This is a genomic window from Pseudomonas knackmussii B13, assembly GCF_000689415.1.
GTDB lineage: Bacteria > Pseudomonadota > Gammaproteobacteria > Pseudomonadales > Pseudomonadaceae > Pseudomonas > Pseudomonas knackmussii.
The window spans coordinates 101,125-121,643 of the sequence record NZ_HG322950.1; the positions used below are offsets into that span (position 1 = coordinate 101,125).

At 66.0% G+C, this 20,519-nt stretch carries 17 protein-coding genes and 1 pseudogene; 12 read left to right on the forward strand and 6 right to left on the reverse strand.

Features of this window, described 5'->3' with window-relative positions; all coding sequences use genetic code 11:
• From siaB to PKB_RS00510, 4 genes are all read left to right on the forward strand, one after another.
• On the forward strand, positions 1–543 hold the full coding sequence (gene siaB, locus PKB_RS00495) for a biofilm regulation protein kinase SiaB (RefSeq protein WP_043248111.1): 543 nt from the start codon (positions 1–3) through the stop codon (positions 541–543).
• Between the two features lie 24 nt (positions 544–567).
• Complete coding sequence (gene siaC / locus PKB_RS00500; RefSeq protein ID WP_043248113.1) at positions 568–948, forward strand: biofilm regulation phosphoprotein SiaC; 381 nt, start codon at positions 568–570, stop codon at positions 946–948.
• A gap of 4 nt (positions 949–952) precedes the next feature.
• Positions 953–1,753, forward strand: a complete 801-nt coding sequence (siaD, locus tag PKB_RS00505; protein ID WP_043248115.1) for a biofilm regulation diguanylate cyclase SiaD — start codon at positions 953–955, stop codon at positions 1,751–1,753.
• Positions 1,754–1,940: 187 nt separating this feature from the next.
• Positions 1,941–2,957: an IS110 family RNA-guided transposase gene (locus PKB_RS00510; protein ID WP_043248116.1), complete on the forward strand. Its 1,017-nt coding sequence runs from the start codon at positions 1,941–1,943 to the stop codon at positions 2,955–2,957.
• Between the two features lie 509 nt (positions 2,958–3,466).
• On the opposite strand, the gene gbdR is transcribed toward PKB_RS00510, so the two are convergent.
• Positions 3,467–4,570: a choline metabolism transcriptional regulator GbdR gene (gene gbdR, locus PKB_RS00515; protein WP_043248118.1), complete on the reverse strand. Its 1,104-nt coding sequence runs from the start codon at positions 4,568–4,570 to the stop codon at positions 3,467–3,469.
• Positions 4,571–4,934: 364 nt separating this feature from the next.
• A pseudogene (locus tag PKB_RS00520) lies at positions 4,935–6,312 on the reverse strand (L-serine ammonia-lyase).
• Positions 6,313–6,694: 382 nt separating this feature from the next.
• On the opposite strand from PKB_RS00520, the gene choX reads away from it, so the two are divergent.
• From choX to choV, 4 genes are all read left to right on the forward strand, one after another.
• On the forward strand, positions 6,695–7,570 hold the full coding sequence (gene choX / locus PKB_RS00525) for a choline ABC transporter substrate-binding protein (protein WP_422613544.1): 876 nt from the start codon (positions 6,695–6,697) through the stop codon (positions 7,568–7,570).
• Positions 7,571–7,791: 221 nt separating this feature from the next.
• Positions 7,792–8,730, forward strand: coding sequence for a choline ABC transporter substrate-binding protein (locus tag PKB_RS00530; protein WP_043248121.1), 939 nt, complete (start codon positions 7,792–7,794; stop codon positions 8,728–8,730).
• A gap of 41 nt (positions 8,731–8,771) precedes the next feature.
• Positions 8,772–9,611: a choline ABC transporter permease subunit gene (choW, locus tag PKB_RS00535; RefSeq protein WP_043248123.1), complete on the forward strand. Its 840-nt coding sequence runs from the start codon at positions 8,772–8,774 to the stop codon at positions 9,609–9,611.
• A gap of 6 nt (positions 9,612–9,617) precedes the next feature.
• Positions 9,618–10,796: a choline ABC transporter ATP-binding protein gene (gene choV, locus PKB_RS00540; RefSeq protein ID WP_043248125.1), complete on the forward strand. Its 1,179-nt coding sequence runs from the start codon at positions 9,618–9,620 to the stop codon at positions 10,794–10,796.
• A 364-nt stretch (positions 10,797–11,160) separates the two neighbouring features.
• On the opposite strand, the gene PKB_RS00545 is transcribed toward choV, so the two are convergent.
• The 4 genes from PKB_RS00545 to PKB_RS00560 all read right to left on the reverse strand — a co-directional run bounded on the left by PKB_RS00545 (position 11,161) and on the right by PKB_RS00560 (position 15,844).
• Positions 11,161–12,171, reverse strand: a complete 1,011-nt coding sequence (locus PKB_RS00545; protein WP_043248127.1) for an alpha/beta fold hydrolase — start codon at positions 12,169–12,171, stop codon at positions 11,161–11,163.
• Positions 12,172–12,331: 160 nt separating this feature from the next.
• Entirely contained in the window at positions 12,332–13,192 is an 861-nt protein-coding gene (locus tag PKB_RS00550; RefSeq protein ID WP_043256771.1) for a helix-turn-helix transcriptional regulator, read from the reverse strand.
• A gap of 41 nt (positions 13,193–13,233) precedes the next feature.
• On the reverse strand, positions 13,234–14,652 hold the full coding sequence (locus tag PKB_RS00555) for an aminotransferase (RefSeq protein ID WP_043256773.1): 1,419 nt from the start codon (positions 14,650–14,652) through the stop codon (positions 13,234–13,236).
• Positions 14,653–14,740: 88 nt separating this feature from the next.
• Entirely contained in the window at positions 14,741–15,844 is a 1,104-nt protein-coding gene (locus PKB_RS00560) for a polyamine ABC transporter substrate-binding protein (RefSeq protein ID WP_043248129.1), read from the reverse strand.
• 194 nt (positions 15,845–16,038) lie between these two features.
• Between PKB_RS00560 and PKB_RS00565 the strand changes: the two genes are divergently transcribed.
• From PKB_RS00565 to PKB_RS00580, 4 genes are all read left to right on the forward strand, one after another.
• Positions 16,039–16,674 carry a TetR family transcriptional regulator C-terminal domain-containing protein gene (locus PKB_RS00565; protein WP_043248131.1) on the forward strand — a complete coding sequence of 212 codons (636 nt, stop codon included), beginning with the start codon at positions 16,039–16,041 and terminating at the stop codon, positions 16,672–16,674.
• 121 nt (positions 16,675–16,795) lie between these two features.
• On the forward strand, positions 16,796–17,539 hold the full coding sequence (locus PKB_RS00570; RefSeq protein WP_156957968.1) for a response regulator: 744 nt from the start codon (positions 16,796–16,798) through the stop codon (positions 17,537–17,539).
• Between the two features lie 11 nt (positions 17,540–17,550).
• Positions 17,551–18,318, forward strand: coding sequence for a substrate-binding periplasmic protein (locus PKB_RS00575; protein WP_052355138.1), 768 nt, complete (start codon positions 17,551–17,553; stop codon positions 18,316–18,318).
• Complete coding sequence (locus tag PKB_RS00580; RefSeq protein WP_043248136.1) at positions 18,315–20,519, forward strand: hybrid sensor histidine kinase/response regulator; 2,205 nt, start codon at positions 18,315–18,317, stop codon at positions 20,517–20,519. The genes PKB_RS00575 and PKB_RS00580 overlap by 4 nt, the downstream gene beginning before the upstream one ends.

The following is a 20,519-nucleotide window of genomic DNA, read 5'->3' on the forward strand; positions in this document are numbered from 1 at the left end:
ATGCAGACACTTGACCTGTTGGCCATGCGTGAAAGCTACACCCGGCAACGTATCCTGCTGTGCTTCAACGGGCCCATCTCGCGGAGCCTGATCGAGGAGATCGGTCATGCCCTGCGCAACTACATGCAGGCCGAGCAGGCCCATCCCAGCGAGGCCATGGATGTCTTCGCGGTGTACATCGAGATGACCCAGAACATCCGCCACTATGCGGCGATGCGCGGCTACGGCGAGCAGGACGCCTCGGCCACCGTGGCCATCGCCCGCAACGACGACGGCCACTACGTGGTATCCGCCGGCAACCTGGTGGAACTGGAAGACGGCCAAAGCCTGGTGCGCAGCATCGAGGCCATCGCCGACCTCGACAAGGTGCAGCTCAAGGCTGCCTACAAGGAGCAACTGCGCCGGCCGCGCGATGCCGAGGCCACCAGCGGCGCCGGGCTCGGCCTGCTGGACATCGCCCGCAAGTCGAGCGAACCGCTGCAGACCACCCTTACCGAACAACCCGACGGGCGCGCCTTCTTCAGTCTGCGCGCCGTGATCTGACCACGGCTTCAGGAACACAACGCCATGAGCGACCTTCACATCACCGGCACCCAGTCCACTCCGTCGATCAATGGCGACTGGCAGGCCGGCGTCCTGGCCATGCAGGGCGACTCCTATCCCGAGAACTCCTACGAACTCTTCGGCCAGGTGATCGAGTGGGTCGAGCGCTTCCTCGCCCAGGAAAGCCGCCCGCTGAGCCTCGACCTGCGCCTGCTGTACCTGAACACCAGCTCGATCAAGGCGATGATGGACATCTTCGACCTGCTCGAGGAAGCTCACGGCAAAGGCCGCCAGACCCAGGTCAGCTGGCACTACGACCGCCGCAACGAGCGCGTCGCCGAGCTGGCCGAGGAATTCCGCGAAGACTGCACCTTCCCCTTCGTCATACAGCCCTACGACGAGTGACGCCATGAACAGCGAACGCGAGCTGGACCTGTTGATCGAGGAATTGCTGGCCGACCCGGAATACGTCGGCCATCCGCTGCGCGAGGCCCTGCTCCTCAAGCACCAGCAGTCCCTCGAACAGCTCGCGCGGCTGGAGCGCATCGCGCGCATTTCCGACGGCTTCCAGTCGATGGCGCGGGCGCAGAACAGCACGCTTTCCGAGCGCTACCACAAGCAGCTGCGGCAGCTGGAAAAGGTCGCGCGGATCTCCGATCGCTACCAGAACATGATGCGCGACCTGAACCTCGCGCTGAAGGAAGCCTCCACCCACGATCCACTGACCGGCATCGGCAACCGCCGCCTGCTGATGGAGCGCCTGCGCGAGGAAAGCGAGCGCGCCCAGCGCTCCGGCAAACCCTATGTGCTGGCGATCCTCGACGTGGACCACTTCAAGAACGTCAACGACAACTGGGGTCACGAAGTCGGCGACCGCGTGCTGGTGGAAATCGGCCGCGCCATGCAGGCGGCGCTACGCCAATACGACCTCTGCGGCCGCTGGGGCGGCGAGGAATTCCTCCTGCTGCTGCCGGAAACCCGCCTGGTGGACGCCGGCCAGGTGATCGACCGCGTGCGCAACGACATCCGTTCGCTGGCCGTGCGCGTGGGCACCGACGCGCTGTCGGTGACGGCGAGCTTCGGCGTCGCCGAATACCGCCTGGGCGAGAGCTACTCCCAGACCCTCAGCCGCGCCGACGCGGCGATGCTCGAAGCCAAGCGCAGCGGCCGCGACAAGTGCGTGGCGAGCAGCGTGGCGGAAGGCGCCTGAGCCAATTCCCACTCCCTTGTAGGAGCGGATCTCATCCGCGAATTTCCCACACAGGAGCGAGCGAGCTTGCTCGCGAACCGCACGGCACGACTGCTGAGCCTGTAGGGCAATGAAATGGACTCCTCCCTCCTACGGCGTCAAGCGCCAGACTGATGGTGTAGCCACAAGTCCCGGAGGGGGAGTCAGCATGAACATTAGTCGCGTTGGTCTGGATCTGGCAAAGCAGGTATTTCAGGTGCACGGCGTCGATAGCCACGAGCGCGTGGTGTGCCGGCGGCAGCTCAAGCGGGCGCAGATGCTGGATTTCTTTCGCCAGCTGGCACCCTGCCTGGTGGCGATGGAGGCCTGCGGCAGTGCGCACTATTGGGCGCGAGAGCTGCAGGGGCTGGGGCACGAGGTCCGCTTGATTGCACCGCAGTTCGTCAAACCTTACGTCAAGGGTGACAAACACGATGCCCACGATGCCGAAGCGATCTGCGAGGCGGCCAGCCGTCCGAGCATGCGCTTTGTGCCGGTGAAGAGTGCGCAGCAGCAGGCCGGGCAGTCCGTGCATCGCATTCGCAGCCGTCTGGTCCGGGCCCGTACGGCACTGTGCAACGAAATTCGCGGCTTGCTCGGCGAATTCGGCCTGATCGCCAGCCGACGCGGGCGCGCGGCGACGGTCGAACTGCTCGAGACGGTCACCGCTGCTGAGCCGGTGCCCTCGCCGGCGCCGATGGGCGAGTTGTTGAGCGGCTTGAAAGAGGAGTTGCAGGCGCTGGATGCCCGCATCGAGCGACTGGAGCGAGTGATCAAGCGCAGTGCGCGCGAGGATGCGCGCATCCAGCGCCTGCTGGCCGTGGAAGGCATCGGCCCGCTCACCGCCAGCGCGGTGGTGGCAGCGGTCGGCGATGCCCGGCAATTCCGCACGGCGCGTCAGTTCGCGGCCTGGCTGGGCCTGGTGCCACGGCAACACTCCACGGGCGGGCAGCAGCGCCTGGGCGGGATCACCAAGCGTGGCGATACCTACCTGCGCACCCTGTTCACCCATGGCTCCCGCTCGGTCGTACGCTGTTGCGCCAACAAGACCGATGCTCGCAGTCGCTGGCTGCAAGGCCTGTTGCAACGATGCAATGCCAACGCCGTCGCCGTTGCCCTGGCCAACAAGAATGCCCGGATCGTCTGGGCCCTGCTCAGTCGGGAAACCACCTACCAACCCGCCTGAGCGTTACCGGCAACACCGCTGTAGAAACGCTCCACCACGATTGCACAGTGAATGGCATTGATGACGAACCGGTCGAACCGGCCTGTATGAAACCTGGGTTATCCGCGGGCTCCCTGCTGCCGTGAAGCAAAGCCGTTAGGGCGATCAGACATACAGGCGCGCATTTCATCAGGGCTCGGGAGCTGCCACACCGCTCCATGAAGCCGGATATACGGACGCAGTCGTACCTAGGTTCGAAATCCCCGCCAAACACTGGCAAACCGGGAGGAGTCCATATACGAATAACCTCAAGGGGGTTATCCGCCATTCTCTTGCGGGGCTGTGGCGCATAACCGCGTTCGCGGTTATGCGCCCTACGGGGGATCGGTGCGGGGATTCTCGCGGATGAATCCGCTCCTACAGGATTGCGCCGAACGCCTCCCTCTCCCGCTTGCGGGAGAGGGTTGGGGAAAGGGAACGCCGTTCGCGAGCAAGCTCGCTCCTGCAGGTATTCCCCGGTGTGGCGCGCGTCAGACCCTGATGCTGGCGAAGGTCGATTCGCCCTGCGCCTGGCTCAGCGCCGAGATTGCCGAGGAGTGAGGCATCAGTGCGAGGTCCTGGGGAATCGGCATGACCATCACTGGCTGGCCGATCGGCTGGCCCTGGCGCTCGTCGCGCGGCGGGATGCCGAAGTACTCGCGGTAGCACTTGGAGAAGTGCGGGGTGGAGACGAAGCCGCAGACCGAGGCGACTTCGATGATCGACATCGAGGTCTGCTTGAGCAGCTGGCGCGCGCGGATCAGGCGCAGCTTCAGGTAGTAGCGCGACGGCGAGCAGTGAAGGTACTTCTGGAACAGCCGCTCGAGCTGGCGCCGCGAGACGTTGACGTAGACCGCCAGCTCGTCGAGGTCGATCGGCTCTTCGAGGTTGGCCTCCATCAGCGCGACGATTTCCTGCAGCTTCGGCTGGTTGGTGCCGAGCATGTGCTTGAGCGGCACGCGCTGGTGGTCCTGCTCGTTGCGGATGCGTTCGTAGATGAACATCTCGGAGATCGCTGCCGACAGCTCGCGGCCGTGCTCGCGGCCGATCAGGTGCAGCACCATGTCCATTGGCGCGGTGCCGCCGGAGGAGGTGAAGCGGTTGCGGTCGATGGAGAACAGGCGGGTGCTCATGGCCACGCGCGGGAAGGCTTCCTGCATCGCTGCCAGGCATTCCCAGTGCACGCTGCAGTCGTAGCCGTCGAGCAGGCCGGCGCGGGCCAGCGCCCAGCTGCCGGTGCATACGGCGCCGAGCTTGCGGCCCAGGCGCGCCTGGGTCTGCAGGAAGCTGACGTGTTCGCGGGTGACGCTGCGCTGGATGCCGACGCCGCCGACCACGATCAGGGTGTCCATCGCCGGGGCGTTGTCGGCGCCGGCGTCGGGAGTGATCTGCAGACCGTCGCTGGCCCAGACCTGGCGGCCGTCGAGGCTGATGGTGTGCCAGCGGTACAGCTCGCGGCCGGAGAGCTGGTTGGCCATGCGCAGCGGTTCCACCGCGGAGGCCAGGGAGATCAGAGTGAAGTTGTCCAGCAGCAGGAAGCCGATGGACTGCGGAGCTCGGTTTTGCGGGGGAACTCCGGTGTTGTAAGCATTCATGATGCCGATCTCCTCACGCTAGTCACGGTGCCCGGGGCGGGGCTTTCTTATGGTTGTTTTGTGCAAGGTGCGACCAACCGGTCATCGCCTTTGATTAAAACAAGGCAAATGCCGTGCCTAACTTGATTGTGCGTTCAATAAAAAAAGAAAACGACCGCTGTAGGCCGCTTTTGAGAGCGCGGATGCGACCAGGGAAATGTCGCTATTACCTAAGGAATGGGGCGCCTGGGGACTTTGGTAGCACTCGGTTCGGCGGCGCCGAGTGCCGGCATTTTCGGAAAGTAACGTCTGTCAGACATGCCCGAAAGTCGGGCGGCGCTGCGCCAAAAGGTGGCGCAGCCGCCCGCGGATGAACGAAATCAGGTCAGCACTCGATGCTGCTGACGGCCAGGCCGCCGCGCGAGGTTTCCTTGTACTTGTCGTGCATGTCGGCGCCGGTGTCGCGCATGGTGCGGATCACCTGGTCGAGGCTGATGAAGTGCTGGCCGTCGCCGCGCAGGGCCATCTGTGCGGCGTTGATGGCCTTCACCGCGGCGATGGCGTTGCGCTCGATGCACGGCACCTGGACCAGCCCGCCGACCGGGTCGCAGGTCAGCCCGAGGTTGTGCTCCAGGCCGATCTCGGCGGCGTTCTCGACCTGCTCGGGGCTGGCGCCGAGGACTTCGGCGAGGCCGGCGGCGGCCATCGCGCAGGCCGAGCCGACTTCGCCCTGGCAGCCGACTTCGGCGCCGGAGATCGAGGCGTTCTTCTTGCAGAGGATTCCCACGGCGGCGGCGGCGAGGAAGTAGTTCACCACGTCGTCGTCGGAGGCATCGGGGTTGAAGCGCATGTAGTAGTGCAGCACCGCCGGGATGATTCCCGCCGCGCCGTTGGTGGGCGCGGTGACCATGCGCCCGCCGGCGGCGTTCTCCTCGTTCACCGCGAGGGCGAACAGGTTGACCCACTCCATGGCGCTCAAGGTCGAGCCGATGACGTTGGGCTTGCCGATCTCCAGCAGGTTGCGGTGCAGGCGCGCGGCGCCGGCGCTGCACGTTGAGGCCGCCGGGGAGGATGCCTTCGTGACGCAGGCCGGCATCGACGCAGTCGCGCATGGCCTGCCAGATGTGCTTGAGGCCCTCGCGGATCTCTGTCTCGCTGCGCCACATGCGCTCGTTGGCGAGCATCAGCTCGGAGACGCGCAGGTTGTGGCGGCGACACAGCTGCAACAGCTCGGCGGCGCTGTCGAAGTCGTAGGGCAGGCGCGTGTGGTCCTGGTCGAGGGCGCCGGAGGCGGCCTGCTCGGCATCGACGACGAAGCCGCCGCCGATGGAGTAGTAGGTGTCTTCATGCAGCACCTGGCCGCCTTCGTAGGCGAGCAGGGTCATGGCGTTGGGGTGGTAGGGCAGGTTCTCGTCGAGCAGGCGCATGTCGCGCACCCAGTCGAAGGGAATGCGCCGCTCGCCGGCCAGGTTCAGCTCGCCACTGTCGAGCAGGGCGGCCATGCGCGGAGCGATCTGCGTGGGGTCGATGCGATCGGGCCATTCGCCCATCAGGCCCATGATCACGGCGCGGTCGGTGCCGTGGCCGACGCCGGTAGCGGAGAGCGAGCCGTAGAGCTTCACCTCGATGCGCTCGATGCGGCCGAGCAGCTGGCGCTCGCGCAGGGCGCCGACGTAGAGGGCGGCGGCGCGCATCGGTCCGACCGTGTGCGAGCTGGAGGGGCCGATACCGATCTTGAACAGGTCGAACACACTGATGGCCATGCCGGACTCCGCGGAAACTGGGCGTAGGGGTGGGCCGCTGGGCGCGCCCTCGATGCGCCGCATGATCGGCCGTTCGCGCTCGACGCCGGCGTCCGGCACCGACCCGGCCTTATCCAAAAGCGCCGTCGCTTGCGACACGATCGAGCAAGCGGGGATAAGGGCCGGTAATTCGGCGAGTGCCCATAAATGTGGGGCAGTCCCGATAGAGGGAATTCATTCGTCGACAGTCCTAGCCCTTGGGGTGTTTCATGGAAAAAGGGCGACGAACGGCTATGGTTGCGTTCCCGGGCCCGTGCTCGATCCCTTCCCGCAATGGCTAGAGGCTGACCTCATGAAGTGTCTTCGGTTGTCGCTGTTGGCGTTACCCGTTCTCTGCGCCGGCCTGGCCCAGGCCGCCGAACCGCCGTCCTGTGCCCATGTGCGTTTCGCCGATGTCGGCTGGACCGATATCACCGTCACTACCGCCGTCACCCGGCTGCTGCTCAGCGAGCAGGGCTATCGCACCCAGGTCGAGCGGCTGTCCGTGCCCGACACCTACAAGGCCATGGCCGAGAAGCGCATCGACGTCTTCCTCGGCAACTGGATGCCGAGCATGGCCAACGACCTCAAGCCCTTCGCCGACAAGGGCCAGGTGCAGACCGTGCGGGCCAACCTCGAGGGCGCCAAGTACACCCTGGCGGTGCCGCAGTACGCCTACGACGCCGGCCTGAAGAGCTTCGCCGACATCGCCAAGTTCAAGGACCAGCTGGGCGGCAAGCTCTACGGCATCGAGCCGGGCAACGACGGCAACCAGCTGATCAAGAAGATGATCGCGGAGAAGGCCTTCGGCCTGGGCGACTTCAAGCTGGTGGAATCCAGCGAGGCCGACATGCTCGCCTCGGTCAAGCGTGCCGGCGTGCTCAAGCAGCCCATCGTCTTCCTCGGCTGGGAGCCGCATCCGATGAACACGCGCCTGCAGATGCACTACCTGGATGGCGGCGACCAGTACTTCGGCGCCAACTATGGCGGTGCGACCGTCTATACCAACGTCAGGGCGGGCTATCTTGATGAGTGCCCGAACGTCGCGCAGCTGTTGCGCAACCTGAAGTTCGACCTGGATATGGAGAACAAGCTGATGGACGCGGTGCTCAACGAGCGCAGCAATCCGCGGCAGGCGGCGAAGGATTGGCTGCAGGCAAATCCGCAGGTGCGCGAGGCCTGGTTGAAGGGTGTCGCACCCCGCGCGCAGAGCGCTTCCAAAGCGCTCGTTCAGCAGTGAAAGAGGCGTCCCGCGAGCGTCTGCGCGGGGTGCCGGAACTGGATGCGACACCCCTGGTGCTGAATGCGACTTCGCCTGCACTGGTTGCGACGCACCCGGTATCCGGCGCAATCGTCCTGTTCCATGATCGTTTCCGAATCGACGAAGAAAGGGCCCGCTACCCGGCGGAGCCCTACCAAGAAATCCACGCAGATCGCCCTACCCCGCAGAGGAGTTCGCTCATGAAAGGTTGCAAGTCTTTGCTGCTGGCTGTGTCCCTGAGTGCGCCGCTGGTGGTTCAGGCCGCTGAACCTGAGTCGTGCGGCACGGTCCGTTTCGGTGACGTCGGCTGGACCGACATCGCCGTGACCACCGCTACGACTCGCCAAGTGCTGGAATCGCTTGGCTACACCACCAAAGTGACTTTGCTTTCCGTACCAGTGAACTACAAGTCGCTGGCCAACAAGGACCTCGACGTGTTCCTCGGCAACTGGATGCCGAGCATGGCCAACGACATCAAGCCCTACGCCGACGCCGGCACGGTGGAAACCGTGAAGGCCAACCTGGAAGGCGCCAAGTACACCCTGGCCGTTCCGGACTACGTCTACAACGCAGGCCTGAAGAGCTTCGCCGACATCAGCAAGTTCTCCGACAAGCTCGAAGGCAAGCTCTACGGCATCGAGCCGGGCAACGACGGCAACCGCCTGGTTCAGGGGATGATCGACAAGAACCAGTTCAACCTCGGCAAGTTCAAGCTGGTCGAGTCGAGCGAGGCCGGCATGCTGTCCCAGGTGCAGCGCGCCACCCGCCGCAACCAGTGGGTCGTGTTCCTCGGCTGGGAACCGCACCCGATGAACACCCGCTTCAAGATGAACTACCTGTCCGGCGGTGACGACGTGTTCGGTCCGAACTACGGCGGTGCGACCATCTACACCAACGTGCGCAAGGGTTACCTGCAGGAGTGCAGCAACGTTGGCCAGCTGCTGAAGAACCAGTCCTTCACCCTGGACATGGAAAACAAGCTGATGGACGCCGTGCTCAACGAGGGCAAGAAGCCCGAAGACGCGGCAAAGGCCTGGCTGAAGGACCATCCGGAACTGCTCGATGCCTGGCTGGCTGGTGTCACTACGCGTGACGGCAAGCCGGCGCTGGAAGCCGCAAAAGTCGCTTTCGCCAAGTGACGGCGGTCGGTTGCAACCAACCTGCTTGATGGGCCCGCATTATGTTTCTGACTGAACACAAGCTCCCCCTCGGCGAGCACATCGCCTCATTCGTCGATTGGCTGACCCGTAACGGGGCAGCCTTCTTCGACAAGATTTCCGATGTGCTCGAGTTCCTCATCCACGGCGTCACCGGCGGTCTGCTGTGGTTCAACCCGCTGGTGCTCACCGCCTTGATCGTGGGGTTGGTGCACTTCATCCAGCGCAGCTTCGGCCTGACCTTGTTCGCCCTGGCCTCGCTGCTGCTGATCCTCAACCTGGGCTACTGGCAGGAGACCATGGAGACCCTGGCCCAGGTGATCTTCGCGACACTGGTATGCGTGGCCATCGGCGTTCCCCTGGGCATTGTCGCGGCGCATAAGCCGTGGTTCTACACGGCGCTGCGTCCGCTGCTGGACCTGATGCAGACGGTGCCGACCTTCGTCTACCTGATCCCCACGCTGACGCTGTTCGGCCTGGGTGTGGTTCCGGGTCTGATTTCCACGGTGATCTTCGCCATCGCCGCGCCCATCCGCCTGACCTGCCTGGGTATCCAGGACGTGCCGGCGGAGCTGTTGGACGCCGGCAAGGCCTTCGGTTGCTCGCGCTGGCAGCTGCTCAGCCGCATCGAGCTGCCGCATGCCATGCCGAGCATCGCCGCCGGTATCACCCAGTGCATCATGCTGTCGCTGTCGATGGTGGTGATCTCCGCTCTGGTCGGTGCCGACGGTCTCGGCAAGCCGGTGGTGAACGCGCTGAACACCGCGGACATCTCACTGGGCTTCGAAGCCGGTCTGTCCATCGTCCTGCTCGCCATCCTGCTCGACCGGGTGTGCAAGCAGCGCTCGCTGCGGGGGAGGTAAGCAACCATGCCTGCGATCAAGTTCGAAAACGTGGATGTGATTTTCGGCACCCACACCAAGGAAGCGATCCGCCTGCTCGACCAGGGCATGGGCCGCGAAGAGATCCTCAAGCGCACCGGCCAGGTGCTCGGCGTGGAGAACGCCTGCCTGGACGTCAACCGCGGCGAGATCTGCGTGATGATGGGCCTGTCCGGCTCCGGCAAGTCGAGCCTGCTGCGCTGCATCAACGGCCTCAACAAGGTCAGCCGCGGCAAGCTGCTGATCGAGCACGAAGGCCAGCAGGTGGATATCGCCAACTGCTCGCCGGCGACGCTCAAGACCATGCGCACCAAGCGTATCGCCATGGTCTTCCAGAAGTTCGCCCTGATGCCCTGGCTGACCGTCGCCGAGAACATCGGCTTCGGCCTGGAAATGCAGGGCCGCCCGGCCGCCGAGCGGAAGAAGGTGATCGACGAGAAGCTCGAGCTGGTCGGCCTGACGCAATGGCGCGACAAGCGTCCGGACTCGCTGTCCGGCGGCATGCAGCAGCGCGTCGGCCTGGCCCGCGCGCTGGCCATGGACGGTGACATCCTGCTGATGGACGAGCCCTTCTCGGCCCTCGACCCGCTGATTCGTCAGCAGCTGCAGGACGAACTGCTGGTGCTGCAGCGCAAGCTGCACAAGACCATCGTCTTCGTCAGCCACGACCTCGACGAGGCGCTGAAGATCGGCACGCGCATCGCGATCATGAAGGACGGGCGCATCATCCAGCACGGCAAGCCCGAGGAAATCGTGCTCAGCCCGGCGGACGACTACGTGCGTACTTTCGTCGCCCACACCAACCCGCTCAACGTACTGTGCGGTTCCAGCCTGATGCGTGGCCTCGACCAGTGCCGCCACGAGGCCGACGAGGTGTGCCTCGACCAGGGCCGCGACTGCTGGATCGGTCTCACCGAGACCAACCAGGTGAAGAGCGCGCGCCAGGGCAGCAACATCATCGACCTGCAGCGTTGGCAGCCGGGCGACCCGGTGGAGAAGCTCAAGCACGAGCCGACCCTGGTGGACGTCAGCATCCGCATGCGCGACGCGCTGCAGATCCGCTACCAGACCGGCCACAAGCTGGTGCTGCAGGAACAGAACCGCGTAGTGGGCGTGCTCGGCGACAGCGAGCTGTACCACGCGCTGCTGGGCAAGAACCTGGGCTGACGGGGCCCGGGCACTTCCGACGCCGGGGCCTCCCGCAAGGGGGCCGGCGTTTTTCATGGTGGCGCATTCCTCCTGTAGGAGCGGCCCATGGCCGCGAAATCGTAGGCATGGCTCGCTCCTACATAACTTCTGGGTCCCCGCGTTCGCGGGGATGACGTAGAGAGAAAACGCGGCGCGATCCTGTAAGAGCGGGTCTTGTCCGCGAATCGCGCGCATGGCGCGCTCCTACAGGGTGACATCGGCGTGGATAGATTCGCGGATGGTGGCGTAGGGCGAATGACCCCGAAGGGGTTATCCGCCGCCCAAACGAAAACGCCGGCGTCCCTCGCGGGAAGCCGGCGTTTCTCCTGTCACCGACGAGGGCTTAGTGCTTGACGTCCGCCAGGCCCTTGAGCAGTGCCGCGTGGAAGGTCTGCGGGTCCTGGATCTGCGGGGCGTGGCCGAGGTTGTCGAACTCCACCAGGGTCGCGTGGGGGATCGCCTGGGCGGTGCGTTTGCCCAGCTCCGCGTAGTTGCCCAGCTTGTCGCGCAGTTCCGGCGGCGCTATGTCCTTGCCGATCGCAGTGTTGTCCTTGGTGCCGATCAGCAGCAGGGTCGGCGCCTGGATCTGGCCGAATTCGTAGACCACCGGCTGGGTGAAGATCATGTCGTACTGCAAGGCCGAGTTCCACGCCACGCGCTCGTGGCCGGTACCGTTGTAGAGGCCGGCGAGCATGTTCACCCACTTGTCGTACTCCGGCTTCCACTGGCCGGCGTAGTAGGTCGCCTGCTCGTATTTGCGGATGCTGTCGGCGTTGGTCTTCAGCTCGCGCTCGTACCACTGGTCCGGGGTACGGTAGGGCACGCCGAGGGCTTTCCAGTCTTCCAGGCCGATGGGGTTGACCAGCACCAGCTGCTCGACCTGCTGCGGGTACATCAGCGCATAGCGGGTGGCGAGCATGCCGCCGGTGGAGTGGCCGAGCATGGTCACCTTGCCGTGCACCTTGAGCTTGTCCAGCAGGGCGTGGGTGTTGGTCGCCAACTGCTGGAAGCTGTACTGGTAGTGTTCCGGCTTGGTCGACTTGCAGAAGCCGATCTGGTCCGGTGCCACCACGCGGTAGCCGGCGCCGGTGAGGGCGGCGATGCTGGCTTCCCAGGTGCCGGCGCAGAAGTTCTTGCCGTGCAGCAGCACCAGGGTGCGACCGTTGGGTTTGGCCGGCTTCACGTCGATGTAGGCCATGTGCACGTGCTTGCCCTGGGAGACGAAGCTGAAGTGTCCCACCGGATAGGCGTAGTTGAAGCGCTCAAGTTCAGGGCCGTAGGTCACCTTGGTTTCGGCGGCGTGCAGCGGCAGCGCGGCGGCCAGCAGAAGGGCGGGGAGCCAGCGTCGGAACATGGGATTTCCTCGGAAGGGCGATTGGGCAATGCGTAAGGATGCCTGCGCCCGTGGGGCGGCTACAAGTGCGGCGAAGTCCCCTGTAGGCGCGAGCTTGCTCGCGAACCATCGCGCTGCGGGAGCCTTCGCGAGCAAGCTCGCTCCTACGAAAAGCGGCGCGTCAGGCCGAACCGGCGCGGGTCAGCCAGTCGATGAACAGCGAGAACAGCTCCGCCTGGGAGTTGATTTCCAGCTTGGTGTAGAGGTGCTTGCGGTGCATGCGCACCGTCTCCGGCGAGATGTCGAGCACGCGTGCGCTGGACTTCACCGAGTGGCCGCGCAGCAGCAGGTGGGCGATCTCGCGCTCGCGTTCGGTCAGGCAGTCGCCGCCGAAGTTCATGAAGGCCGCGCGGATATGCCGGTTCAGCGCCGCCGTCGGCTGCGCGCCGGGCTCGCCGCCGGCCAGCAGCAATTCGAGGCCGCCGCTGCGTTCGAACTGGCGGCACAGCTCGCGCACCAGCGGCAGGGCAGCGCGCAGCAGTTCGGTGTGTTCGTCGCTGAAGCGCGCGCCGCTTTGCCCCTGGTAGACGCACAGGGAAAGCTTGCGCTGGCCGTCGAGGTCGACGATGTAGTGGCTGTCTTCCACCGAGCCGCACTTGAGGTAGTAGGTCTTGTAGTACTCGCTGTTGAAGAAGTCGTCCGGGGCGATTTCCGCCAGCGGGTAGAAGCCCTCGGCGAGGCCGTCTTCCATGGCCAGGCAGAACGGATCGAGCAGGTAGCCGCGCACGTAGTAGCGCTCGGTCAGCGGCTCGCGGTATTCCTCGGAAATGCCGTGCTGGAACAGATGGCGCGGCGGCTGGCCCTTGCTCTCGAGGCCGAACAGCGAGGATTCGATGGGCACCAGCGCGCTCAGCGCCTCGACCAGGCGGGCCGGGAATTCCGCCGTGGCCACCGCGGCCATGGCGCGCGCCAGCCCCGCATGCCAGGCATGCAGGGCTGGGGTGTCGAGAGGTGTGACCGGTGTGCTCATGGCCGGCAGCATACTGGTGCCGCCGACCAGGAGCAAAGCGCCGCCTCCGCGCATCAGTGCCCCGCGTAGTCGCCGCTGCGTTTCAGGTCCTCGGCGGTTTCGAGGATCGCCTCGCGCAGGGTGTCGACGATCTCGTCGACCTGTGCGTGGGTGATGGTCAGCGGTGGCGACATCACGTTCAGGTGCACGATCGGGCGCACCAGCAGGCCGCGCTTCTGCGCGCGCAGGTGGATCTTCTCGCCGATGTTCAGCTCCTCCGGGAACAGCGTCTTGCTGCGCTTGTCGGCGACGAACTCGACGCAGGCCATCAGCTTCTGGCAGCGCACGCTGCCCACCAGCGGCAAGCCGGCCAGTTCCTGCAGGCGCTGCTCCAGGTAGCTGCCGACATCCTTGACGTGCTCCAGCAGATTTTCGCGCTGGATGATCTCGATGTTCTTCAGCGCCGACACGCAGCTGACCGGGTGGCCGCTGTAGGTGAAGCCGTGGCTGAAGCAGCGGCCCTGGTTCGGCTCGGCGATCACCTTCCAGATGCGGTCGGAGAAGATGCATGCGCCCAGCGGCAGGTAGCCGGAGGTCAGGCCCTTGGCGGTGGTGATGATGTCCGGCTGCATGCCGAACACGTCTTCGGAGGCGAAGAACGCGCCCAGGCGGCCGAAGGAGGTCACCACCTCGTCGGCGACGTAGAGCAGGTCGTACTTCTGGCACACCTCCCACATGCGCTTGTGGTAGCCAACCGGCGGGATGATCACGCCGCCCGAGCCCATGATCGGCTCGGCGAAGAAGGCCGCGACATTGTCGGCGCCCAGCTCGAGGATCTTGTCTTCGAACTCCTTGACCAGGAATTCGAGGAAGTCGCCTTCGGTCATCCCTTCCGGCGCGCGGTAGGGGTTCGGGCAGGAGATGTGGTGGATGAAGTCCTTGAGGAAGTCGAACTCCGCCGGGTGGTCGGCGACCTTGCCGCCGAGCGACATGGTGAGGAAGGTCGAGCCGTGGTAGGCGTTGACCCGGCTGATGATCTGCTTCTTGGAATGCTTGCCGCGGCAGTTCTGGTAGTACTGGATCAGCCGGTAGGCGGTGTCCACGGCGGTGGAGCCGCCGGTGGTGAGGAACACATGGTCGAGGTCGCCCGGGGCCAGTTCGGCGAGCTTCTCGCAGAGCTGGATGGCGGTGACGTTGGCCATGTCGCAGAAGGGGTTGGAGTAGGCCAGTTGGCGCACCTGGTCGGCGATGGCTTCGGCCATCTCCTCGCGGCCCAGGCCGATGTTGGTACACCACATGCCCCCGACGGCATCCAGGTAGCGGTTGCCCTTGGTGTCGTAGATGTACGCGCCTTCGCCGGCGGCGATGTTCAGAGCACCGTTTTCGCGGTGGTCGTCGAACACGTGGTAGCCGTGGACGTAGTGGGCCTTGTCGGCGGCGACCAGTTTTTCGTCGTCGAACTGGGCGAAGAAGGCAGTGGATGGGCTGGTCATGGCAATACCTCGATCTTGCGGTTTCATCTCTTTCTTTCCTTTTGCCTGGCCCCGCCGTCGGGTGGCGGGGCACAGGGATTCCTGAACGTCAGGTTCCGGTCTTCACCGCGGCCCAGGTGCGGGTGATCAGGCGGGTGGCCTTGAGCCCCTGGACCTTCTGGGTGAACAGCCGGGCACGGGTCTCGGCGTCCGGGTAGATCGCCGGGTCATTGCGCACCTGCTCGGCGAGCAGCGGCTTGGCCGCGCCGTTGCTGGTGGCGTAGCGGATGTAGTCGCTGACGTCGGCGGCCACCTTCGGCTGCAGCATGTATTCGATGAACTTGTGCGCGTTGGCCACGTGCGGCGCGTCGGCAGGGATGTAGAAGTCGTCGAACCAGATCAGCGAGCCTTCCTTGGGCACGAAGTAGCCCAGCTTGACCTTGGCCCCGGCCTCGTCGGCGCGGGCCTGGGCGGTGGCGTAGTCGCCGGACCAGGTCATGGCCATGCACTGGTCGCCGTTGGCCAGGCCGTTGAGGTAGCTGGTGGAGTCGAACTTGCGGATATACGGACGGATCGACGTCAGCAGGTCCTGGGCGGCCTTGAGGTCGGCCGGGTCGGCGCTGTTCGGGTCGCGCTTGAGGTAGGTCAGCGCCAGCGGGATCACGTCGGTGGGCGAGTCGATGATGGTCACGCCGCAATCGGCGAATTTCGACACCACCTTCGGATCGAACAGCATCGCCAGCGAGCCGATGGGCGCGTCGGGCATGCGTTGCTTGATCTTGTCGATGTTGTAGGTGATGCCGTTGCTGCCCCAGGTGTAGGGCGCCGAGTACTTCACGCCCGGATCGTAGTGCTCCAGGTGCTTGAGTACTTCGGGGTCGAGGTTGTTCCAGCTGGGCAGCTGGCTCTTGTCCAGCGGCTGGAACACGCCGGCCTTGAGCAGCGGCGGCACCAGGGCGGCATTGATGACGACCAGGTCGTAGCCGGAACGCCCCGGCAGCAGCTTGCCCTGTACCGTCTCGTAGGAATCGAAGGTGTCGTAGATCACCTTGATGCCGGTGGCCTTCTCGAAGTCGGCGATGGTGTGCTCGCCGATGTAGTCGGTCCAGTTGTACAGCCGCAACGTGTTGGCGCCGTCGGCATCCGCCGCGTGGCCGAACAGCGGACTTAGCGCGAAAACCGCGCCCAGAGCTGCTGCAAGAGTCTTGTACATGTCACTCCCACCTATGGTTGTTGTTCGGGTCGTGCCGGCCCACTGTCCGCCGACCGGCCTTCGCGGGCCATTCCCCGAATGGGTGGGTGTGGCTGATATGCTGTTGCGCATTGCGGCGAAACCCGCCGATGATCGGCGTCCGCGCCTGGTGGCGCGGGTTCTCCACAGGCCATGCGCGACAGGAGCGGTAGGCGATGAACCAGGAAGTGCGCTTTTCCCGGCTGGAACCCGAACAGCGCAAGGCGCTGCTGATCGAGGCGACCCTGGCGTGCCTGAAGCGCCACGGCTTCCAGGGCGCGTCGATCCGCAAGATCTGCGCCGAGGCGGGTGTCTCGGTGGGGCTGATCAACCACCACTACGCGGGCAAGGACGAGCTGGTCGCCGAGGCCTACCTGACCGTCACCGGTCGGGTCATGCAGCTGTTGCGCGAGGCCATCGCCGAAGCCGCACCGGATGCCCGCGCGCGCCTGTCGGCGTTCTTCCGCGCCTCCTTCAGCGCCGAACTGCTCGACCCGCAACTGCTCGATGCCTGGCTGGCCTTCTGGGGCGCGGTGAAGACCGCCGAGGCGATCAACAAGGCCCACGACCACTCCTATGGCGAGTACCGCGCGCTGCTGGCGCAGGCGCTGAACCAGCTGGCCGAGGAGGAGGGCTGGAAGAATTTCGACGCCGAGCTCGCCGCCATCGCCCTGTCCGCGATGCTCGACGGGCTCTGGCTGGAGTCCGGGCTGAACCCCAGCACCTTCACCCCGGAGCAGGGCGTGCAGGTCTGCGAGGCCTGGGTCGACGGCCTGCAGGCCGGCGGTCGGCAACGCTTCACCCGGCGCTAGCCGAGTTATTGATCGCGCGTTCAGCTACCGCTACTCTGCGCGGTCTTGTGGGAAGGTTCCCACACCGCTGTTCCTCTAATAAGAATTCCGCCGCGACCTCGCCGGCGTCCGCAGCAGAGTATTGGCGATGGCTCCCCGTGTACTGATCGTCGACGACGATCCGCTCATCCGCGAACTCCTCCAGTCCTACCTCGCCGGAGAGGGCTACGAGGTGGCCTGCGCGAGCACCGCCGAAGCGGCGGAAAGCGCGTTGGCCGAGGCCGAGCGCGACGGCCCGCCCTTCGACCTGGTGCTGCTGGACATCCGCCTGCCCGGCAAGGACGGCCTGACCCTGACCCGCGAACTGCGCGTGCGCTCGGAGGTGGGCATCATCCTCATCACCGGGCGCAACGACGACATCGACCGCATCGTCGGCCTGGAATGCGGCGCCGACGACTACGTGATCAAGCCGCCGAACCCGCGCGAGTTGGTGTCGCGGGCGAAGAACTTGATCCGCCGCGTGCGCCATGCGCGCAGCCCGGCGCCGACCGCCGCAGTGCCGCGCCAGCAGCTCAAGCGCTTCGCCCACTGGCAACTGGATGCCGACCGCCGCCGCCTGGTCGACCGTGACGGCAGCGAAACCCCGCTGACCCACGGCGAGTTCCAGCTGCTCAGCGTGTTCCTGCGCAACAGCGGCCACACCCTGAGCCGCGACCAGTTGATGGACCAGATCCGCAACCGCGAATGGCTGCCCAACGACCGCTCCATCGACGTGCTGGTCGGCCGCCTGCGCCGCAAGCTGCGCGACGACCCGGCCGAGCCCGAGCTCATCATCACCATCCACGGCGCCGGCTACCTGTTCACCGCCGCGCCGAGCGACGCCTGAGCCACTGCGCCATGCGTTGGTTGCTGTTCCTTGCCTTGCTCTGCGCAGGCCTGGCGCCGGCCGCCGAACGCATCCGCTATTGCGACTACCCGGTGTACCCGCCGGTGTCCTGGAGCGACGGCCAGGAAGTGCGCGGGCTGGCGCCGCAGGTGGTGAAGGCGGTGCTCGGCGGGCTCGGCTACGACGTGCAGGTAGTCAACCTGGGCAACTGGAAGCGCTGCCTGCTCGATGCCGCCGCCGGGCGCGTCGATGTGGTGCTCGCCTACCGCACCGAACAGCGCGACCAGGGCCTGTTGTTCGCCAATACGCCGGTGCTGCGCGAGGAAGTCGCGCTCTTCTACAACCGCCGCAAGCCGGTGCGCTTCGAGCGTCTCGACGACCTCGCGCAGTACCGTGGCGGGCTGTTGTTCGGCGAGAGCTATGGGGCCGACTTCGACCGCTTCGTCGCCAGCCACGACACCATCGAGTACGTCTCCGACAGCACGCAGAATTTCGGCAAGCTGATCCGCCAGCGCATCGACTTCATCCCCTACGAGCGGCGCACCGGAAGGCTGCTGGTCGAGCGCCTGCCGGGCGGCGCGAACATCGTCGACACGCCGCGACCGATCACCGTCGACTACCTGCGCCTGGCGGTTTCGCGGCATTCGTCGCTGGTGCGGCGTCTGCCCGAGATCGATACCGCCCTGCAGCATCTGGCGGCCGACGGCAGCCTGGCGCGCTGGCTGGACGAAAGCGAGCGCGACTATCGCGCCATGCTCGCCAGGGGCGCCACGCCATGAGGGCCCTGCGCACGCCCGGCCCGCTGGCCCGGCGCCTGCTGCTGCGAGTGTTGGCCTTCAGCCTGTGCTTCACCCTGCTCGCCGGCGGCGTGCAGCTGTACCTCGAATACCGCCGCGAGATGCACGACATCGACACGCGCCTGGAGCTGATCCGCAGCGGCTACCTGGCCAGTTTCGAGCGCAGCCTGTGGGACCTCAACCAGGTCCAGCTGAACGTTCAATTGCATGGCCTGGTGGACTTCCCGGACATCGCCTGGGCCAGCCTCGCCAGCCCGGACTTCAACCTGATCCAGGGTGACATCCAGGCGCCCGGTCCGCTGCGCGTCGAGCACTTCCCACTGGGCTACCAGCCGCCCGACGGCGAGCAACGCGCCCTGGGCGAGCTGGTCGTGGCCATCGACCTGGGCGCCATCTACCGCCGCCTGTGGCTCGGCGGGTTGAGCAATTTGCTGTGGATGGGGCTGTTCCTCTGCGGCCTGGCGGTGGCCCTGAGCTGGCTGTTCCACAGTCTGGTGACGCGCCACCTGGAGCGCATGGCCGAATTCGCCGGGCGCATGGCCGGCGGCGACCTGCAACGACCGCTGCGGCTGGACAAGCGCATCCGCGCCGAAGACGACGAGATTGACACCGTGGCCCATGCACTGGACGACATGCGCCAGGCCCTGGGCGAAGAGCGCGCCGAGCTGCAGCGCCAGGTCGAGCGGCGCACCGACAGCCTGCGCCGCGCCAAGGACGAAGCCGAGGCGGCCAACCAGGCGAAGACGCGCTTCCTGGCAACCATGAGCCACGAGATCCGCACCCCGCTCAACGGCATCCTCGGCATGGCCGAACTGCTGCGCGACGCGCCCCTGGGCGAGCTGGAGCGCAAACGCCTGCATGCCCTGTACAAGGCCGGCGAAGGGCTGCTCGCGGTGCTCAACGAAGTGCTCTATTTCGCCCGCCTGGAGGACGGCGCCAGCCTGCCCGAGCCGTTGGATTTCGAGCTCGGCGAACTGCTCGACGAAGTCCTGACCCTGCTCGAACCGCGTGCTGCGGGCAACGCGACGCAGCTGTCGTTGCATCTCGATCCGGCCGTGCGCCAACGCTGCCGTGGCGCCGAGCAGTTGCTGCGGCAGGTGCTGAGCAACCTGGTGGCCAACGCGGTGAAGTTCACCGAAGGCGGCGAGGTCCGCCTGGAAGTGAGCCTGCTGGCGGAGGAGGGCGAGGCGCAGCGCCTGCGCTTCGCCGTGGTCGACGACGGCATCGGCATTCCCGAGGCGGTGCAGGCGCGCATCTTCGAGCGCTTCACCCAGGCGAGCGAAGAAGTGGCGCGGCGCTATGGCGGCAGCGGCCTCGGCCTGGCGATCAGCAAGCGCCTGGTGGAAGCCATGGGCGGCTGCATCGGCGTGCAAAGCCGGGAAGGCGAGGGCAGCACCTTCTGGTTCGAACTCGAACTGTTGCCGGCCAGCGCGCCCGCGTCGGTCGTCGCACCTGTACCGCGTACCGATCGCGCCCTGCGCGTGCTGCTGGTGGAGGACGTACCGCTCAACCGCGAGGTGGCCGAGGGGCTGCTGAAGCGAGATGGCCACAGCGTCTGGCTCGCCGAGGACGCCGAGCCGGCGCTGCGCCTGTGCCGCGAGCAGGTCTTCGACCTGATCCTGCTGGACATGCACCTGCCGGGCATGGGGGGCGTCGAGCTGTGCCAGGCGATCCGTGCGCAGGCGGACGGGCGCAACCGCGAGGTGCCGATCCTCGCCTTCACCGCCAGCGTGCAACCCGCGCTGGTGCGGCGCTACTTCGATGCCGGGATGCAAGGCGTGCTGGCCAAGCCACTGCGGGTGGACGACCTGCGCCGTGCGCTGGCGGAGTTGCACGAGCCAGGTGCGGAAGCGCCGGCGGATGGCGTGCTCGACGAACAGGTGCTGGCGACTCACCGCGAACTGCTCGGCGAACATCGGGTGCGCGAGCTGTTCGGCATCTTGCGCGAATCGCTGGCGCAGCAACTGCCGATGCTGCACGAGGCGCTGCGAGCCGAGGACAGCACCGAAGCCGCCAGCCTCGCCCACCGCCTGGCCGGCAGCTGCCAGTCCATGGGCCTGCGCGGCCTGGGCGATTGCCTGCACGCGCTGGAAGAAGCGGCATTGGCCGGAGAGCCGCTGCAAGGCTGGGCGGAAAAGATCGACGCGCAACGCGCCGCTGCCGAGCCGCATTTGCAGCCGTAG

Bases quoted from the DNA above. Each gene is read 5' to 3' on its own strand.
- choV (WP_043248125.1), top strand. From the start codon at position 9,618: ATGCCTGCGATCAAGTTCGAAAACGTGGATGTGATTTTCGGCACCCAC.
- PKB_RS00565 (WP_043248131.1), top strand. From the start codon at position 16,039: ATGAACCAGGAAGTGCGCTTTTCCCGGCTGGAACCCGAACAGCGCAAG.
- PKB_RS00575 (WP_052355138.1), top strand. From the start codon at position 17,551: ATGCGTTGGTTGCTGTTCCTTGCCTTGCTCTGCGCAGGCCTGGCGCCG.
- siaB (WP_043248111.1), top strand. From the start codon at position 1: ATGCAGACACTTGACCTGTTGGCCATGCGTGAAAGCTACACCCGGCAA.
- PKB_RS00510 (WP_043248116.1), top strand. From the start codon at position 1,941: ATGAACATTAGTCGCGTTGGTCTGGATCTGGCAAAGCAGGTATTTCAG.
- PKB_RS00555 (WP_043256773.1), bottom strand. From the start codon at position 14,652: ATGACCAGCCCATCCACTGCCTTCTTCGCCCAGTTCGACGACGAAAAA.
- PKB_RS00580 (WP_043248136.1), top strand. From the start codon at position 18,315: ATGAGGGCCCTGCGCACGCCCGGCCCGCTGGCCCGGCGCCTGCTGCTG.
- PKB_RS00550 (WP_043256771.1), bottom strand. From the start codon at position 13,192: ATGCTGCCGGCCATGAGCACACCGGTCACACCTCTCGACACCCCAGCC.
- PKB_RS00560 (WP_043248129.1), bottom strand. From the start codon at position 15,844: ATGTACAAGACTCTTGCAGCAGCTCTGGGCGCGGTTTTCGCGCTAAGT.
- PKB_RS00530 (WP_043248121.1), top strand. From the start codon at position 7,792: ATGAAAGGTTGCAAGTCTTTGCTGCTGGCTGTGTCCCTGAGTGCGCCG.
- siaC (WP_043248113.1), top strand. From the start codon at position 568: ATGAGCGACCTTCACATCACCGGCACCCAGTCCACTCCGTCGATCAAT.
- PKB_RS00545 (WP_043248127.1), bottom strand. From the start codon at position 12,171: ATGTTCCGACGCTGGCTCCCCGCCCTTCTGCTGGCCGCCGCGCTGCCG.
- choW (WP_043248123.1), top strand. From the start codon at position 8,772: ATGTTTCTGACTGAACACAAGCTCCCCCTCGGCGAGCACATCGCCTCA.
- gbdR (WP_043248118.1), bottom strand. From the start codon at position 4,570: ATGAATGCTTACAACACCGGAGTTCCCCCGCAAAACCGAGCTCCGCAG.
- siaD (WP_043248115.1), top strand. From the start codon at position 953: ATGAACAGCGAACGCGAGCTGGACCTGTTGATCGAGGAATTGCTGGCC.